Below are 16,580 nucleotides of genomic sequence, written 5' to 3' on the forward strand. Positions count from 1 at the left end.
TTGGCGGTCTCTGCCGCTCCTGGGTTCCCTCCTGCCTCCTATCCTGCTAAAGTCATCTTATGCAGAAAACCTGGAAGCTCCGCGCCCTGTGCCCTGAAGGCCTCGCCGCCTCCCTCAACCTCCCTCCCATCGTCGCCCAGGTCCTCTACAATCGAAATCTCGCCTCATCGGAACTGGCCCGCGCCTTCACCTCCCACGCCCCCGCCCAGCTTCACGACCCCTTCCTCCTCCCCGGCATAGAGCGTGCCGTCGAAAGGCTGGCGCAGGCTATCCAGCGCCGCGAGACCATCGGCATCTTTGGCGACTTCGATGTCGACGGCGTCACCGCCACCACCCTCCTTACCCAAGCGCTGGAACCCCTTGGCGTCCGTGTCGCTCCCTACATTCCCCATCGTGTAACGGAAGGCCACGGCCTTAATAGCGAGGCTGTATCGGCCATGAAAAAGTCCGGCGTCTCCCTCCTCGTCACCGTGGACTGCGGCATCTCTTCATATGACGAGGTAGTCCAGGCCGTCGATTCAGGCATGGACGTTATCATCACCGACCACCACATGCCGCCTCCCACCCTTCCTCCCGCCCTTGCCCTGGTGGACCCTAAAGTCCCCGGCTCTACCTACCCCTTCGTAGAGCTTACCGGCGCCGGCCTTGCTCTAAAACTAATCCAGGGCCTCTATCAGTCCCTGGATAAGCCCCTACCTCCCAGCCTCATAGCCCTGGCCGCCCTGGGCACCGTGGCCGACCTGGCGCCCCTTCTCGATGAGAACCGCGCCATCGTCAAGGCAGGCCTGGTCGAGCTTCGCAAGACCAACAACCTGGGACTCCAGGCCCTCTATAAACGCGCCGGCCTCCGCCCCCAAACCCTCAGCGCCGAATCCATCGCCTTCGGCATCGCCCCCCGCCTTAACGCCTCGGGCCGGGTTAAGCACGCCGAGGCCAGCTTCAACCTGCTCAACAGCCGCACCGAATCTGAAGCTGAAGCCTTGGCCCAGGAGATCGAGCAGTACAACTACAACCGCCGCAAGGCCACCGACGACGCCTACGCCCTGGCCCTCGCCAAAGCCCCCGCTGACCTGCCGCCCATCATCCTGATGGTCGATGAGTCCTTCTCGCCAGGCATCAACGGCCTGGTAGCGAGTCGCCTTGCCGAAGAATTCTACCGGCCCGCGATAGTCATGTCCCCGGACGAAGGTCTCCTTCGGGCCAGCGGACGCAGCATCCCGGACTTTGATCTCGTCAAAGCGCTTTACCAGTGCCAGGACCTGTTCAGCCGGGTCGGCGGCCATCCCATGGCGGCGGGCTTCGTCATGGAACATGGAAACCTGCCAGCCCTGGAAGAGCGTCTTTTAGCCGCCGCCCACGCCCAGCTAAAAGACCTGGACCTCACGCCCACCCTTTGGGTCGACGCCGAAGCCCCGCCCCATAAGCTCATGGGCGATTGCTACCGGCTCCTGACCACCCTGGAACCCTTCGGCGCAGGCAACAGGGAGCCTCTATTTCTCGCGCGAGGCCTGCGCATCGACCGCAGCCGCGCCATGGGCAGCCAGGACCAGCACCTTCGATTTAAGCTCCACGACGGCCGCGCCACCTGGGACGCCATCGCCTTTCGCCAGGGCAACGGCAGGCTCCCCGAGACCCAACGCATCGACGCCGTCTACTGCCTCAAAACCGACGTGTGGGACGGGCGCCAGCTATTAGCTATGCGTCTGGTGGACTTCCGGCCCAGCCAGTCCCCTTAGGAAGTCGCCCCCGGTCTCTCGGTCACAGGCGCAGGCGTCGGCGACTCCGGCGCCGCGGGGCGCCTCACCGGCGGCTTCACCAATCGAGCCTTGGATATCAGCAGCGTAATCGTAATAATCATCGTTATCAACGATATTATCTGCGCCTCATCCAGCCCTACCACCCATATCCGGTCCTCTCGAATGAAGCTGATGAAGAACCGGCCCAGCGAGTACAGCGCCAGGAACAGCACAAAGGTCATACCGTGCGGCAGCAACCGCTTGCGGAAGAACCAGAGGATTCCAAAAATCGCCACGTCCCATATCATCTCGTACACCACCGCTGGATGCGACGGCGCCAGCGACAAATGGCTTGCCCCCAGGTCAACGTAAAGCTGCTGCGTCTGGGGGTGCGTGTATACAAATCCCCATGGTACGCTGGTGACCTGGGCAATATGCTCGCCGTTAATGATGTCTCCGATACGGCCCACTGCCATCGCTAGAATTAGAGCCGGCGCTGTCAGGTCCGCCATCCGGCCTATCGAAGGCAGTTGCACCTTTTGCAGGCGTCCCAGCCAGAAGAGCCCCTTGTTCCAAAAATTAATCACTCCGTCCTTGTTGCGAAGCAGAAGGTAAAGCGAACCGCCTATAAAGCCTCCTAGCACGGCGCCCAGAATGGCGATGCCGCCTTCCCACACGTAGAAAATGCTGATGGGATCGTGTTTGTAGCTGCGAGACCAGAAGTCAATGACGTGTACGATTCTCGCGCCGATAACGCCGCCCAAAATCGCCCAGATAGCTATCGAATAGACTGTGTCAGGCTCAATCTCTTCCTTCTTCGACCAGTGCGCCGTCAGCGCCACCGCCAGAGCGACACCGATAAAGGTAAAGAAGCCATGCCAGGTTAGAACAAACCCGCCTGCGTCCACCAGGTCGGGGTCCATCCCTATGCGTATTACACTCAAGATACCAGGCACTATATCCAGCATTAGTTCCTCTCTCGCTAGGAGTAGTCCCTCAAGACTATCAGCTATAAATATTACGTTTGCTAGTCTATGTGGGGTTCACGGGAGCGTCAAGACGGGCGATTTTGCCACCGTAGTCAGACTGTACGCCCTCAATCCCATGCCCCGCAGCTTGTCAGCCATACGGCGCGCCGCTATCCGGTTATCGACCAGCGAAAACAGCGCCGGCCCCGACCCGGACAGGCTCACCGTCCCCGCCCCGGCCTCTTCCATCCCCCTCATGACCGCGTCCAGGCCTGGAAACGCGTCAAAAGCCACCTGCTCAAAGACGTTAAATATCAGATGCGGGGAGAAGCGTCCCCTGCCCAGGGCGTCGGCAAAGGAGCGCGTCGCGTGCCCGTCCGTATAGGCGCTGGGCTTGAGCATAGAGTACAACCGGCCTGTCTTCCCCTGAATCGAAATCTCAGGGCACACCATTACCAGCGCCTGCTCCTCCAGGCTCGGAAGCGGCGTCAGAACCTCTCCCCGTCCCTCCCCCAGGGCCGCCCCACCCTTCACAAAAAACGGCACGTCGGAGCCTATAGATGCGGCGATTTCACAAAGCTGCTCCTCGATAAGACCCAGGCCCCACAGCCTGTTCAGCGCCACCAGCGCCGCCGCCGCGTCCGAGCTTCCTCCCCCCAGCCCCATCGCCTCCGGTATCCGTTTCTCGATAAATATCTTCGCGCCCTTTTTATAACCTGCCTTCTCTTTCAATGCCAGCGCAGACTTATAAGCCAGATTCTCCGGCCCCGACAAGTGAGGGACTGAGCAATGGACCGATATTCCCTCCGCCAGCCCAATCTCCATCGCGTCGCTCAGGTCGATGGTATGCAGCACCGTCACGACATCATGGTAGCCGTCCGGGCGGCGCCCCAGCGCCTCCAGGCCCAGATTGACCTTGGCGTAGGCCTCAGCGCGCACCGACGCCCTCCGCGGCGTTAGACCGATACAGGCACGCCCACTCGTCCATCCTCAGCGTCGCCGGCCGCCGCGCAGGATCGATGCCGCACCGCGACAGCAGCCCATCCACCTCTGCCGCCGCCACCTTCAGCCCAATAGCCAGCGAGTTCCGAATCTGCTTCCTCGGTGCCGCAAAGCCTGCATGCGCCAGCTTAAAAAAGGCGTTGGCGTTATCCACCTCCACCGCCGGTTCCGCCAGAATGTCTATCCTCAGCACCGACGACGTAACCTCCGGCGGAGGGTTAAAGGCCTCGGGCGGCACGTGGCAGACCAGCCTGGGCGCGCCATAAAACTGCATCGCCACCGACAGCATGGACATCTCACCCGGCTCCGCGACGATAGCCTCCGCCACCTCCTTCTGCACCATGACGACCATAAGCAAAGGCTTGTGTTCCGCCTCCAAAAATCGACGGAGGATAGGGTTAGCGGCATAGTACGGCAGGTTGGCGACAACCTTATACGCCTGCCCTCGCGGCGCTAACGACTCCAAGTCCACAGACCGGGCGTCGGCCTGCAATACTGCTAGATTAGGCGGGTTGCCAAGGCGCTGGCTCAACGACGCCGACAGCTCCGCATCCACCTCCACCGCCGCCACACGCCCCGCCCTCGACACCAGCTCGCGAGTCAGCACGCCGCGCCCCGGCCCCACCTCCACCACCCAGTCCTCCGGCGAAAGCTCGGCGGCTTCGATAATTCGACTCAAAACGCCTTGGTCTGTTAGAAAGTGCTGGCCGTAAGGTCGTCTGGGCATGTTAAACGTGAAGCGTGGTGCGCATTAGGCCAACGGTTGCGGGTAGATGAGGCCGTGCACCCGCCTTTGACAGCGGCCAATGAACATATCCCGCCGGAAAAGCTCCGGCCAGGCAACCCCACGGCACCCGAAGAATTCTGCTTACCGTTGCTTCCTTCCGGACCTGGCGGGGTTCACAGGTCTCCGCCGCGTGGGACCCAGCCCTCAACACTTTTTCGACAGGACCTAGGTCCATCAGCCGAGCCTGGGGACGGGATTCAGCCCCGCTATAGCGGATTGCGGGTACAGGGCACCGCTAGCTCCCCGCCTAGCACAGCCTCAAACTCCATCTTAGGCCCACCGCCGCACACTGTCAAACGGAAAAGCAACGTTGTCCATGCCTGCGCCCAATGTTAGAATCGGCTAAACGGAGGCCCCGTGAAAGTCGAAAAAAAAGTCCGTAAAGCCGTTATACCCGCCGGCGGCGTGGGCACCCGATTCCTCCCCACGTCCAAGGCCATCCCCAAGGAGCTTCTCCCCCTCTTCGACAAACCCCTTATCCTCTACGCCGTCGAAGAAGCCGTAGCCTCCGGCATTAATCACATCATCCTGGTCACGTCCCCCGGCAAGGAAGCCCTTCAGAGATTCTTTGAGCCTGACTCTGCCCTGGAGTCCTTCCTGGAACAAAAAGGCCAGGCAAAGCTCCTGGAAACCGTGCGCCGAATCACCTCCATGGCCCGCTTTTCCTACGCCGAGCAGAAAGACCCCCTGGGCCTCGGCCACGCCGTCCTCATGGCCAAAGACGCCGTTGGGGAAGAACCCTTCGCCGTCATGCTCCCCGACGACGTTATCCAGGACAAAAAGCCCGCCCTCGCCAGCATGATAGATATCTTCCAAAAGCGAAACGGCGGCGTCATCGCCGTCGAAGAAGTCCCTCTGGAAAACGTCAGCGCCTACGGCGTTATCAAGCCGCGGCCCCTCGGCGAGCGCGTCTATCAAGTCGATGGCCTGGTAGAAAAACCTCCCCAGAACAAGGCCCCCTCCAACCTCGCCATCGTGGGCCGCTACGTCCTCCCCGCCGAGGTCTTCGATTGCCTGGAGCGCACCAAGCCCGGCGCCAAGGGCGAAATCCAGCTCACCGACGGCCTCGCCCTCCTCATGGAGACCCACCCTCTCTTCGCCTACCGGTTCCCCGGCGCCCGCCACGACGGCGGCAACCCTCTAGGTCTCCTTAAAGCTTCCCTGGCCGAAGCCCTCGCCCGCGAAGACGCCCGCCCCGCCATCCTCGACACCATCAAACGCCTCACCTCCTGATAGACTCGCCGTCTTCCAGGAGGAGGCGGATTCCCAGCCCTTCTTCTGCTATCATAATCGCCGACTTAACCCATTGAACCCTAGGGAGGCCCTTCATGCCATCAATTAAAGAGTCCATCCTGCAAGGCACCGACGAAGTCGAAAAAGAGATATTCAAAGTCCTCGACGGCATGGACTATTGCCTGGACTGGAAGCCCGACGCCAGGGAGTGGTCCGCCCGCGAGGTTCTGTGGCATATCCTGGAAGACCCCGAAGGCGGCATCCCCAACAACATCGACGCCATGATTAAAGGCTCTCTCCCCGAGCTCACCATCATCGCCGACGAGACCCACATCAACGCCCAGCGTCAGGCCATGGATTTAAACGACATCCGCGAGGAGCTTAAAAAGTTCTTCGCTCGAGCGCGCGAGGTGGTGGGCGCCGCCACCGACGGCCAGATCCGTGAGGTCACTACCTCCTGCTGGTTCCCTCTCCGCAACCACCGCGAGGACCGCTCCGCCCAAAACCTGCTAGAAGGCCTCTATCTCCGCCATTGGCGAAGTCATACTCAGCAACTCAAAGATTTGAGGAAGAGTCTGGGGATGGACTAATTATAAATTTACAGTCTTAACCTCGTTACTGGCAATAATTCCTTTAATTGGCATACTTATGTAAGTATGCCAATTATGCTATATTGTGGTCATTATGAAGACTATGACAAAGTTGGGCAGAAACGGTAGATTCGTCATACCTTCTTCCCACCGTAAAGCCTTAGGCCTTGAAGAAGGTGACGACCTTATTGTCATCCTTGAAGACAAGGAGATTCGCGTTTTTACAGTCGAGCAAGGCATCAAGAAAGCCCAAGAAATAGTGCGACGTCGCGTGCCGGCAGGCCGAATGCTCTCAGAAGAATTGATTCGTGAGCGAAGAGAAGAAGCCAAGCGAGAGTGAAGTCGTTCTGGACTCATCCGCCCTCTTAGCCTTAATTAACGATGAGCCAGGGGCGGAGAGAGTTAAAACTGTAGTGAGACGGTCTGCCATTAGCTCCGTGAACCTTTCGGAGGTTGTGGCAAAACTCTGCCAGGACAACTTTTCAGCTATCGAGATTAAGGGATTGCTGGAAAATCTGCCATTCCAAATTATCGATTTTACGGCGGAACAGGCCGTTCAGGCCGGGCTTCTACAGCCTGACACCAAATTCGCGGGTCTATCCCTTGGAGACAGGGCTTGTTTAGTTCTAGCTAGGCAGTTGGCCTTGCCAGCCATGACGACAGATAGAAATTGGGCCAGGTTGTCTCTCGGGATACATATCCTGATGGTTCGGTAGCAAAACTTGTTGGGGAAGCCGGGGCTGGAACCCCAAGTCACCCGCGGTTGGGTCGTCCCCGAGCCTGGAAGGCTAGGACTAGAAGGCGGCCCCCATAAAAGACGGCAAACGACCAGATGTAGGTCTGGGCCATAAAATCGATTCCCGCAAAACCTGATAGAAAAAGAGCAAAGGCGGCTAGCACGGCTGCGCCAACCGCAATCCCCGCCTCTTTCCGAAGAAGAAGTACTGCATCTCGTGTGATTATGATAGGCATAGATATCCCTCTCATCCAAAGTGGTGGGGAAGCCGGGACTTGAACCCGGACGTCTTTCGACACAAGGTCCTAAGCCTTGCGCGTCTGCCGTTCCGCCACTTCCCCCGTCCTAAATAAGCCGCGTGGACTAAAAACTTTGCTGGACTGGTGGCTTGAATGAGATGCAATGGTGACCCGCCCCGGAATCGAACCGAGAACCTAGTGATTAAGAGTCACTTGCTCTGCCAGTTGAGCTAGCGGGCCACGACCAAAAATTATAACACAGGCACGCCCTCCTCTCACCTCCCGTGCGACAGCCTCTCCGCCAGATATTCCGGCAGCCCCGCCCTCCGCATCTTCTCCTGCACCCTCCCGATGTCATACCCCACACGATGCCTCGTGATCACAGCCTCGTCCCCGTCATACATCGCATAGCTGGCCCTCGGGTCACCGTCCCGGGGCTGTCCTACGCTCCCCGGGTTGAAAATAAGCCGCCGCGAGTCCAATCTCACCGATATGTCCTCCATAAAAGGCCCGAACAAGGCCATCCCCTCGCTTTCTGTGCAAACAAACGGCATGTGCGAGTGACCCACCAGACAGTACGACGACTCCATCCTGCCAAACGTATCCAGCGCGGCATATTGGTTCACCAGGTACTCCCACACCGGCTCCTTCAACGTCCCGTGCACCAGCGTGAACCCCTCCTGGCGCTCCACCTCCCTCAATCCCGCCAGAAACTCCTTCTCCTCCTTCTTCAAATGCGACGCCGTCCACAAGACAGCCTGTGCGGCGTAGCTGTTAAACTCCTCCACTCCCGCTCTCCCACACGCCGCGTAATCGTGGTTCCCGCCGATGCATGTCAACTTCAGCCCTCGAAGCAACGCCAGGCACGCCCCTGGGTCCGGCCCATAGCCCACCACGTCCCCCAGGCACCACACCTCCTCAAACCCTCCCCTGGCTCGTGCGTCGGCCAGCACAGCCTCCAAGGCCTCCAGGTTGGCGTGAATATCGGACACTATTAACGCTCTCATCAGGCCTAAATTATAACCGTCAGGCCCCTCTGCGCCGACTGCGATATAATCGCAAGGTATGGCTAATACCGTAAAAGACCTGGGCGAGTTCGCCTTAATCGACCGCCTCCTCGCCGCCATCCACCAGCGACTGGGCGATGTCCAACCCCTCTTCGGCTCCCGCCTTCTAGTTGACGTTGGTGATGACGCCGCCGCCTGGCGCGCCGACAACGTCACCCAGCTCGCCACCACCGACACCATGGTGGAAGGCGTCCACTTCTTCCGCTCTACCACCCCCTGGCGAGACCTGGGCTGGAAGGCCATGGCCTCCAACGTCAGCGACATCGCCGCTATGGGCGGCCTTCCTCTTTATGCCCTTGTCACCCTCGGCATGCCCCCTGACACCTCCGTGTCCGCCATAGACGAACTTTACGCCGGCATGATCGACGCCGCCCAGGAGTACAAGTTCCGAATTATCGGCGGCGACATCGTCCGCTCCCCCACCGCCTTTATCACCGTCGCCCTCACCGGCGCCACCGACGAGCCACCCCTCCTCCGCTCCGCCGCCCACCCCAGCGACCTGGTTGCCACCACCTGCTGGCTGGGATCCTCCGCCGCCGGCCTCCGATTGCTTCAACATCGACAGTCCATCCCCAAGGATATCTTTGACCGACTGGCCGATGCCCATCGCAAGCCTAAAGCCTGCGTCCTCCAAGGCCGCATCCTCGCCAAGCACGGCGTCCGGTGCGCCATGGATGTCAGCGACGGCCTGGTGGACGATCTGTCCAAGCTCTGCAAAGCCAGCGGCGTCTCCGCCCGCATCGACGCCCACAAGCTGCCCATCGATCCAGCCCTTCGTGCCACCTTCCCCCAGGGCTACACCACCCTGGCCCTCGGCGGCGGCGAGGACTATGGCCTTATATTCACCGCGCCGCCCCAGGTCATGGACCGCGTTGTATGCCTCCTCCCGCCTCCCACCTCCATCATCGGTGCCATTACTGCTAACTCTCCAGGAAAAGTTACCGTCGTCGACGCCTCAGGCAAAGACATCACTCCCGCTCACGGCGGCTGGGACCACTACCGCTAGATATTGCGGATACCCCACAGTACGTATGGGTATATGAGTTCTGTCAACTCCCAAGGAAATCCCTTCTCCCCTTGTGGGAGAAGGCGTAGGATGAGGGGTGAAACCCTAATACTACAATACGGACATTACATCCAAGTGAACATTAGTTCTCCTATCCAAATTAGAAACTTATGACCAGAGTTTAAATGTCCAACGACCTTGAACTTACCACTCATAGCCCCGAAGAGACCCAACGCCTGGGCCGCCTTCTGGGCGAGGCCGCCCAACCCGGCGACGTGTTTCTCCTCCTCGGCCCCCTAGGCGCTGGCAAGACCTCCCTGACCCAGGGGATTGCCTGGGGCCTGGGCGTCAAGGAGCACGCCCGCAGCCCCACCTTCGTCCTCATGACCCGCTATAAAGGCCGCCTCACCATCTATCATGTCGACCTCTTCCGCGTCGAAGGCGCTCTTGAGGCCGCCGACCTGGGTCTCGAGGAGTATCTGGGCGGTGACGGCGTCTGCGTCATCGAATGGGCTGACCGCGCCACGGAACTCTTTGAAGACCGCGGTCTGTGGATTGGACTGGACTACGGCAAGACCGACTCCGAGCGCGTGATACGCATGGCTGCCCAAGACTCGCGCCACCAGACCCTCCTCGACGCCATCGCCAACCAGGTGAAAGCCTGAACATGCTCCTAGCCATCGACACCTCTACCCGCTACGCCGGTGTCCTTCTGTGGAAGGACGGCCAACAAATTGCCTCTCGCTCCTGGTATTCGAGGCAGAGCCACACCAAAGAACTCCTGCCCGCCATCGACGGCATCTTGAAGGACGCCGCCCTCAAGCCCGCCGACCTCACCACCATAGCCATTGCCCTCGGCCCCGGCGGCTTCAGCGCCCTGCGAGTCGGCATGTCCGCCGCCAAGGGCTTCTGCCTCGCCCTCGACACACCCCTTATCGGCATCTCGACCCTCGAAATGGAAGCCTGGCCCTACGCCAACCTTGGCCTCCCCGTCTGCCCCATCCTGGACATCGGCCGTGGCGAGGTCGCCTGGGCCATCTACCAATCTTCCGACGCTGCCTGGCGTCAGGCCCGTGAGCCGGAAATCGCCAGCCTCCCAGACTTCTCACGATCCATCCCCCAGGGATCTATCATCTGTGGCGAGGGCATCTCCATCTACGGGGCAGAATTGCGGCAGGCTTTGAGCGAGAAAGCCGTCGTAGTAGAATACCCTGGCCCTAACGTACGGCTGTGGGCGCTGGCAAAACTGGCTTCGGAACGTCTGGCCCAGGACAAAGCCGATGACGCCGCCACCCTCCAGCCCTTTTACCTGCGGCGTCCCACCATAACCAAAGCCAACCCACCTATAAAAGTAAAGTTTGGACTAGACCCTAAAATGCCTGGTGCTCATTGAGGACTGAGGTGCATCGAACGAATCGCTTGCTCCAAGACAATTCCTTCTCCCACAAGGGGAGAAGGCGAAGGATGAGGGGTAAACCCTAGCACTACAAGACACGCACCAGAACCACTTGCCATTATCGTTTCATAGCATAAATGTATTGAGATAATTAGCACCCGCAATCAAAGGAGAGAACGTGAGCAAAGAGATTCAGCGCACCCTTGTCCTAGTAAAGCCCGATGGCGTACAGCGTGGTCTCATCGGTGCCATCATCTCCAGGCTGGAAGCCCGCGGCCTCAAAGCCGTCGGCATGAAGCTGCTGCATATGGACCGCCCCATGGCCGAAAAACACTACGGCGTCCACCGTGAGCGCCCCTTCTTCAAGGGCTTGGTGGAGTTCATCACCTCCGGCCCCCTCGTCGCCATGGTCTGGGAAGGCCCCGACGCCGTCGCCATGACGCGCAACACCATGGGCAAGACCAACCCCCTGGAGGCCGCCCCTGGCACCATCCGTGCCGACCTGGCGGTAGACATAGGCCGCAACCTGGTCCACGGCTCCGATTCGCCCGAGACAGCCAAAAGCGAAATCGCCCTCTTTTTTAAGCCGTCGGAACTGGTGAGCTATCAGCGGGCCACGGAGGCCTGGATTATAGAACCCTGAGCACCTGGGACGCTTTCGACCACACCTGCTCTAGGCCATAGAACTCCCGCTGCTCCGGGCTGAAGATGTGCACTATCACGTTGCCAAAGTCCAGCAGCAGCCACCCCGACTCCGCCGTGCCTTCGTAGTGCTTCAGCCTTACGCCGTCATCCTTCTTCAGCCTCATCTCCATCTCTTCGTGGATGGCGCGGATCTGCCGGTCTGATTCAGCGCTTAGGATGACAAAGTAGTCGGCGAAGACTGATATCTTTGAAATGTCCAGTAGGACAATGTCCTCTGCCTGCACGTCCGACGCGATATCTACCAGCTTGCGGGCGATTTCCGATGGGGTCAGTATAGACTCTCCTCTTACCATCCCTGAATTATAGTCTCGCCTTTAATCTCCAACAACGCATAAGGCTATGCTAACAGGTATAGATAAAATTGCGAACGCCCTACCCCCGCGCTGGTCTAATATGTTAGGCTGATTTAGTTATGATTGCCCTAGACCCACGAAAAGTTATCGTCGCCATGAGCGGCGGCGTCGACTCCTCCGTGGCCGCCCTGCTGCTGAAGCGCGCCGGCTATGACATCATCGGCGTCACCATGCGCCTCTACAGCATCGACGAAAAGGACCTCCCCGCCTACTACAAGGGTTGCTGCTCCCTCGACGATGTCGAGGACGCCCGCCGCATCTGCGAAATGCTGGGCGTGCCGCATTATGTCTTCAATGTCCAGCGCGAGTTCCAGGCCCACGTCATCGACTACTTCCTCCGCGAGTACCAGCTAGGCCGCACCCCCCATCCCTGCATCGCCTGCAACGACCGCATTAAGTTCTCCTTCCTCATGCAGCGCGCCCACTACCTTGGCGCCAAGTACGTCGCCACCGGCCACTACGCCCGCATCGAAGGCCGCCCCAACGGCTTCCACCTCCTCAAGGCCGCCGACCCTTCCAAGGACCAGTCCTACGTCCTCTACGGCATGGGCCAGGCGCAGCTCGCCTCCACCCTCATGCCCGTCGGTCACCTCCCCAAGCCGGAAATCCGACGCCTCGCCATCGATGCCGGCTTCCCCAACGCCGCCAAGCCGGACAGCCAGGAGATCTGCTTCATACCTCTGGGCGACTACCGCAAGTTCCTTGAGGGCCGTATTACCACCAAGCCCGGCCGCCTGGTGGACACCCGGGGCCAAGTCCTCGGCCAGCACCGCGGCATCGAGTTCTTTACAATCGGCCAGCGCAAGGGCCTCGGCGTCGCCGCCACCCAGCCCCTCTTCGTCACCGCCATCGACCCAGGCACGGGCGACGTCACCCTCGGTCCCGAGGACGCGCTGATGCAGACGGAACTTTGGGCCGGGCAGGTCAACTACATCTCCGGCCAGGTCCCCGCCGCTGGCGCCGATGTCACCGTCAAGATTCGCTACAAGTCCCAGGAGACGCCTGCCCACCTGTACCCACAGGGCAGCGATGTCCTGGTGCGTTTCGACCAGCCCCAGCGCGCCGTGACCCCCGGCCAGGCCGTCGTCTTCTATCAGGGCGACGAAGTCCTAGGCGGCGGGCGCATCGCCCATCCCAAGGCCCGTGACGCCTCCCAGCCCAGCGCGGCCTATGCCGTCCCTTGACCTCGAGCTAAACCTCCACAAAAAAGGCCTGTCCCTGGTGGCAGGCGTGGATGAGGTGGGCCGAGGCCCCCTCGCCGGCCCCGTTATGGCCGGCGCTGTTGTCCTGCCCACCAATCTCAACCCCCGCTCCAACTGGCTCGCACTGATTAACGACAGCAAGCTCCTGACCCGCCAGCAGCGCGAGAAGGCCGCCGATGTTATCTTCCGTCATGCCCTGGGTATCGGCATTGGCCGGGTGGAACCCTGGGAGATTGATGACATAGGCATCGCCGCCGCCTCCGAGCTTGCCATGACCCGCGCCATCTCCAACCTCCCCCTCAAGCCTCAGCATGTGCTTATCGACTATTTCTCGCTCAAAGCCAGCCGCGTCCCCCACACCGCCGTCCCTGGCGGCGACGAAGGCTGTGTCTCCATAGCGGCAGCCTCAATAGTCGCCAAGGTAGCCCGCGACACCATCATGACCGAGTTCCACTCTACCTATCCCGCCTATGGCTTCCACCAGCACAAAGGCTATGGTACTGCCGGCCACATGGAAGCCCTCCGGCAGATCGGCCCCTGCCGCATCCACCGCCGCAGCTTTGCTCCCGTGCGTCTGGCCGCCGACGCCCTGGGCATGGCCTGATGCCTCCCACCCGCCGCACCCGCCTCGGAAATCGAGGCGAGCTCCTCGCCCGCCGCCTCTTAGAGGCCAGCGGCTACACCATCCTTTGCCCCAACTATCGATGCCGCTGGGGCGAAATCGACCTGATAGCCCAGGAAGGCGACACCCTGGTCTTCGTCGAAGTCCGCACCAAACGCGGCAACGCCTTCGGCCAGCCCGAGGAGTCCCTTACCAAACGAAAGGCCCAAAAACTAGTCCTCACCGCCCAGACCTTCCTGGAAGAGCGAGGCCTTGAGCAAAGCTCCTGGCGCATAGACCTCATCGCCGTCCCCATGGACTCCCAGGGCCGCCTCTCCCCTCTCCGCCACCTTCAAAACGTCGTTGAGCAGACCGACTTCTAGCCTGCGAATTGTCATTCTGAGCCTGCGAAGAATCTAATCAACGTGACTGCTGCAACGCCCCCTTCATCACTACCAACATCAGTTTGTCATTCCGAGCGGCAGACCCGATGTACTCATCGGGACGCAGTTGAGGAATCTGTTATGTCGGTAACTACGTCAAGCATCTCACTAACACACCCCACATCCTTTCTCCATCCGCTAAGGATGGTATATTAATTCCCTCACTACTCATAAAAGAGCATTAAGGTCTCCTTCTATGCCCCTCTACGAATACCGATGCCGCAAGTGCCGCCGCCGCACCACCGTCCTGGTCCGCAGCCTCTCCCAGTCCTCCCAGCCCTCCTGTGAGCACTGCGGCAGCCAGGACACCTACCGCCTAATCTCCCGATTTGCAGTCCACCGCTCCGCTGACTCCACCTTCGACAACATGGACCTCGACGACTCCGCCATGGAAGACCCTCGCGCCATGGCTAAAGCCATGCGCCAGATGCAGAGCGAGATGGGAGAGGAGTCCACACCAGAACTCGAGGAGATGCTGGACCAGATGGAATCCGGCAACCTTCCCGACGAAGGTGACCTCGGCGATGGCGAAGGCCTGGGCGGCATGGAAGCCCCCGGTGATGATGAGGAAGGCCCTAAGCCCAGCACTAGCGACATCCCCTAAACGCGACGGCGCGGAGACCGTGCCCCTTCTCTCTGTTAGAATCTCTTGGTGGTTACTCGCTCTTCTCTACACCAACTGCACCTGGACTCCCTCCGCCACGACTGCGCCATCCTCAGCGCCGTCGCCGAGAATCTCCTTCATAACGCCGCCATCGCCCGCCAGATCCATGACCTCAACGGTCGACTCCCCGGCCCCACCCTAGACCAACCCAAATCTTCAGCCCTAACCCCAGAGCAAGCCCTAAAGCTTGTCGTCACCGCCCGCTCCTCCCTGGACCTCCTCTCCTCCGCTGGCCACTTCAGCCAGCTTGGCGAAAGGCTCGCCGGCGGCCTCCACGCTACCCTGGATACCCTCGAAAGCCAGCTAGGCCACCGATCCCGCGATGCCGCCCGCCAGAAGGCCTTCGGCCTCTATGTTATTATTGACCCCCAGGCGACCGCTGGCCGTGATCCCCTGCATGTAACCCGCGACGCTCTGGATGGCGGCGCACGCATGGTCCAGCTTAGAGATAAGGCGCGGGACAAGGGCCAGTCCCTTCCCCTCGCCAGGGCCATGAAGCAGCTTTGCGACGAAAAGGACGCTTTGTTTATCGTCAACGACCACGCCGATATAACCGCTCTCTGCGACGCCCACGGCGTCCACCTGGGACTCACCGACCTCCCCGTCGCCGAAGCCCGAAAGGCCCTCCACCCCCACCAGCTTATCGGCCGTTCCAACCATCACCTAGAAGAGGCCCTGGAAGCCTCCCAGGCCGGCGCCGACTACATCGCCGTCGGCGCCATGTTCCCCACCAGCTCCAAAGACCAGCCCATCGTCGGCGGCCCCATGCTCCTTAAAAAAGTAAAAGGCTCCGTGGATGTGCCCGTCGTCGCCATCGGCGGCATCACCGCCGAACGTGTCGCCGAAGTCGTCCGCGCCGGCGCCGACGCCCTGTGCGTCATCAGCGCCGTCGGCCTGGCCCCCAGCCCCCGCGACGCCGCCGCCAGGCTGGTCGAATCCATTCGCGCCGCAGGAGGTCGCGTCTGATGCCTTCACCCCATTCCGAAAGTTTCAACCAACTAGCCGCCAAAGCCGTGGAAGACTTTACCGCCAAGCACGCCGCCCGCGAGCAAGCGTTAAAAATCTCCCGCGAGGTTATCCGACTCTCCGCCAACTCCATCCGCGCCACCCATCGCGCCGAGTTCGACCAGGCCCAGACCCTCATCGACCAGGCCACCATCCAGCTAAAGGGGACGGCTTCCATCCTAGACACCCACCCGGACATCTACTACTCCGGCTACTCCTCCGACGCCCGCAAGGAGTTCTCCGAGGCCTCCATCACCTTAGCCTTCCTCTCCGGCAGAAATCTCCCCCAGCCTCAAGACCTCGGCGTCGACGTCAGCGACTACCTCAAAGGCCTGGGCGACGCCGCCGGTGAGCTCCGCCGATACATTCTCGACTCCCTCCGCCATGACGACTGGGGCCGATGCGAGGAGATGATGGACGCCATGGATGAGCTTTACAGCGTCATGGTCACCCTGGACTTTCCGGAAGGCGTCACCGGCGGTCTCCGCCACACCACGGACATGGTACGCGGCACCCTGGAGCGCACCCGCGGCGACTTCACCATGGCCTACCGCCAGCGTCAGCTAGAAAAACGCCTGGCGTCCCTGGAGAGCGACCAAGGCGGCCAGCCCGGCCTTTAAATACAATACGCCGCTTTTTGATAGAATAGTCTGGTCTCGTCTAATGAGCGGGCGTAGCTCAATGGTAGAGCTCTAGCCTTCCAAGCTAGTTACGTGGGTTCGATTCCCATCGCCCGCTCCACCGCCACCCAAAACCGCCATTTTAGAGCAAAGTTCTGAGTTATTCCTGACTCTAGCTCTTACACACGAGTACCATTGGTGGTAGCCAAGGGCCAACTGATAGCAAG

Annotated in this window: 20 protein-coding genes, 3 tRNA genes and 1 other RNA gene; 16 read left to right on the plus strand and 8 right to left on the minus strand. The window is 60.5% G+C overall.

The window, feature by feature from the left end; all coding sequences use genetic code 11:
• Positions 1-59 precede the first annotated feature (59 nt).
• Positions 60-1,736, plus strand: a complete 1,677-nt coding sequence (gene recJ / locus FJ320_02410; protein MBM3924830.1) for a single-stranded-DNA-specific exonuclease RecJ — start codon at positions 60-62, stop codon at positions 1,734-1,736.
• On the opposite strand, the gene lgt is transcribed toward recJ, so the two are convergent.
• The 4 genes from lgt to ffs form a co-directional block, all read right to left on the minus strand.
• Positions 1,733-2,704: a prolipoprotein diacylglyceryl transferase gene (lgt, locus tag FJ320_02415; GenBank protein MBM3924831.1), complete on the minus strand. Its 972-nt coding sequence runs from the start codon at positions 2,702-2,704 to the stop codon at positions 1,733-1,735. The two genes, recJ and lgt, sit on opposite strands and share 4 nt — an antisense overlap.
• A 75-nt stretch (positions 2,705-2,779) precedes the next feature.
• Entirely contained in the window at positions 2,780-3,670 is an 891-nt protein-coding gene (gene ispE, locus FJ320_02420) for a 4-(cytidine 5'-diphospho)-2-C-methyl-D-erythritol kinase (GenBank protein MBM3924832.1), read from the minus strand.
• Positions 3,633-4,433 (minus strand): ribosomal RNA small subunit methyltransferase A, encoded by an 801-nt coding sequence (rsmA, locus tag FJ320_02425; protein ID MBM3924833.1) that lies wholly within the window; start codon positions 4,431-4,433, stop codon positions 3,633-3,635. The genes ispE and rsmA overlap by 38 nt, the downstream gene beginning before the upstream one ends.
• A 52-nt stretch (positions 4,434-4,485) precedes the next feature.
• Positions 4,486-4,749, minus strand: an RNA gene (ffs, locus tag FJ320_02430) — signal recognition particle sRNA large type.
• A gap of 101 nt (positions 4,750-4,850) precedes the next feature.
• Between ffs and FJ320_02435 the strand changes: the two genes are divergently transcribed.
• The 4 genes from FJ320_02435 to FJ320_02450 all read left to right on the plus strand — a co-directional run bounded on the left by FJ320_02435 (position 4,851) and on the right by FJ320_02450 (position 7,032).
• On the plus strand, positions 4,851-5,726 hold the full coding sequence (locus tag FJ320_02435) for a UTP--glucose-1-phosphate uridylyltransferase (protein ID MBM3924834.1): 876 nt from the start codon (positions 4,851-4,853) through the stop codon (positions 5,724-5,726).
• Positions 5,727-5,821: 95 nt separating this feature from the next.
• Entirely contained in the window at positions 5,822-6,316 is a 495-nt protein-coding gene (locus tag FJ320_02440; GenBank protein MBM3924835.1) for a DinB family protein, read from the plus strand.
• Positions 6,317-6,410: 94 nt separating this feature from the next.
• Positions 6,411-6,656, plus strand: a complete 246-nt coding sequence (locus tag FJ320_02445) for an AbrB/MazE/SpoVT family DNA-binding domain-containing protein (GenBank protein ID MBM3924836.1) — start codon at positions 6,411-6,413, stop codon at positions 6,654-6,656.
• Positions 6,625-7,032: a type II toxin-antitoxin system VapC family toxin gene (locus FJ320_02450; protein MBM3924837.1), complete on the plus strand. Its 408-nt coding sequence runs from the start codon at positions 6,625-6,627 to the stop codon at positions 7,030-7,032. The genes FJ320_02445 and FJ320_02450 overlap by 32 nt, the downstream gene beginning before the upstream one ends.
• A gap of 277 nt (positions 7,033-7,309) precedes the next feature.
• Here FJ320_02450 and FJ320_02455 read toward each other — a convergent pair.
• The 3 genes from FJ320_02455 to FJ320_02465 all read right to left on the minus strand — a co-directional run bounded on the left by FJ320_02455 (position 7,310) and on the right by FJ320_02465 (position 8,538).
• Positions 7,310-7,393 (minus strand) — tRNA-Leu (locus tag FJ320_02455).
• 62 nt (positions 7,394-7,455) lie between these two features.
• Positions 7,456-7,531, minus strand: a tRNA-Lys gene (locus FJ320_02460).
• A gap of 35 nt (positions 7,532-7,566) precedes the next feature.
• Positions 7,567-8,538 carry a metallophosphoesterase family protein gene (locus FJ320_02465; protein ID MBM3924838.1) on the minus strand — a complete coding sequence of 324 codons (972 nt, stop codon included), beginning with the start codon at positions 8,536-8,538 and terminating at the stop codon, positions 7,567-7,569.
• Between FJ320_02465 and thiL the strand changes: the two genes are divergently transcribed.
• From thiL to FJ320_02485, 4 genes are all read left to right on the plus strand, one after another.
• A complete protein-coding gene (gene thiL, locus FJ320_02470) occupies positions 8,357-9,364 on the plus strand; it encodes a thiamine-phosphate kinase (protein MBM3924839.1) in 1,008 nt (335 codons plus the stop codon). The genes FJ320_02465 and thiL overlap by 182 nt on opposite strands.
• A 185-nt stretch (positions 9,365-9,549) precedes the next feature.
• A complete protein-coding gene (gene tsaE, locus FJ320_02475; GenBank protein ID MBM3924840.1) occupies positions 9,550-10,029 on the plus strand; it encodes a tRNA (adenosine(37)-N6)-threonylcarbamoyltransferase complex ATPase subunit type 1 TsaE in 480 nt (159 codons plus the stop codon).
• A gap of 2 nt (positions 10,030-10,031) precedes the next feature.
• Complete coding sequence (gene tsaB / locus FJ320_02480; GenBank protein MBM3924841.1) at positions 10,032-10,757, plus strand: tRNA (adenosine(37)-N6)-threonylcarbamoyltransferase complex dimerization subunit type 1 TsaB; 726 nt, start codon at positions 10,032-10,034, stop codon at positions 10,755-10,757.
• A gap of 193 nt (positions 10,758-10,950) precedes the next feature.
• Positions 10,951-11,403, plus strand: a complete 453-nt coding sequence (locus tag FJ320_02485) for a nucleoside-diphosphate kinase (GenBank protein ID MBM3924842.1) — start codon at positions 10,951-10,953, stop codon at positions 11,401-11,403.
• Here FJ320_02485 and rsfS read toward each other — a convergent pair.
• Complete coding sequence (gene rsfS, locus FJ320_02490) at positions 11,390-11,758, minus strand: ribosome silencing factor (protein ID MBM3924843.1); 369 nt, start codon at positions 11,756-11,758, stop codon at positions 11,390-11,392. The two genes, FJ320_02485 and rsfS, sit on opposite strands and share 14 nt — an antisense overlap.
• 119 nt (positions 11,759-11,877) lie before the next feature.
• On the opposite strand from rsfS, the gene mnmA reads away from it, so the two are divergent.
• The 7 genes from mnmA to FJ320_02525 all read left to right on the plus strand — a co-directional run bounded on the left by mnmA (position 11,878) and on the right by FJ320_02525 (position 16,474).
• The gene (gene mnmA, locus FJ320_02495) at positions 11,878-13,002 is read left to right on the plus strand and encodes a tRNA 2-thiouridine(34) synthase MnmA (protein ID MBM3924844.1); all 1,125 of its coding nucleotides are present in this window, start codon (positions 11,878-11,880) and stop codon (positions 13,000-13,002) included.
• Positions 12,989-13,624: a ribonuclease HII gene (locus tag FJ320_02500; protein MBM3924845.1), complete on the plus strand. Its 636-nt coding sequence runs from the start codon at positions 12,989-12,991 to the stop codon at positions 13,622-13,624. The genes mnmA and FJ320_02500 overlap by 14 nt, the downstream gene beginning before the upstream one ends.
• Positions 13,624-14,004, plus strand: a complete 381-nt coding sequence (locus tag FJ320_02505) for a YraN family protein (GenBank protein ID MBM3924846.1) — start codon at positions 13,624-13,626, stop codon at positions 14,002-14,004. Before FJ320_02500 ends, FJ320_02505 begins: the two co-directional genes overlap by 1 nt.
• Positions 14,005-14,260: 256 nt before the next feature.
• Positions 14,261-14,668, plus strand: coding sequence for a zinc ribbon domain-containing protein (locus FJ320_02510; protein MBM3924847.1), 408 nt, complete (start codon positions 14,261-14,263; stop codon positions 14,666-14,668).
• A 45-nt stretch (positions 14,669-14,713) separates the two neighbouring features.
• Complete coding sequence (thiE, locus tag FJ320_02515; GenBank protein MBM3924848.1) at positions 14,714-15,694, plus strand: thiamine phosphate synthase; 981 nt, start codon at positions 14,714-14,716, stop codon at positions 15,692-15,694.
• The gene (locus tag FJ320_02520) at positions 15,694-16,353 is read left to right on the plus strand and encodes a haloacid dehalogenase (GenBank protein MBM3924849.1); all 660 of its coding nucleotides are present in this window, start codon (positions 15,694-15,696) and stop codon (positions 16,351-16,353) included. Before thiE ends, FJ320_02520 begins: the two co-directional genes overlap by 1 nt.
• 47 nt (positions 16,354-16,400) lie before the next feature.
• Positions 16,401-16,474, plus strand: a tRNA-Gly gene (locus tag FJ320_02525).
• The last annotated feature ends 106 nt before the right edge of the window (positions 16,475-16,580 follow it).

It is taken from the genome of SAR202 cluster bacterium, assembly GCA_016872285.1.
Taxonomy (GTDB): Bacteria; Chloroflexota; Dehalococcoidia; order Lucifugimonadales.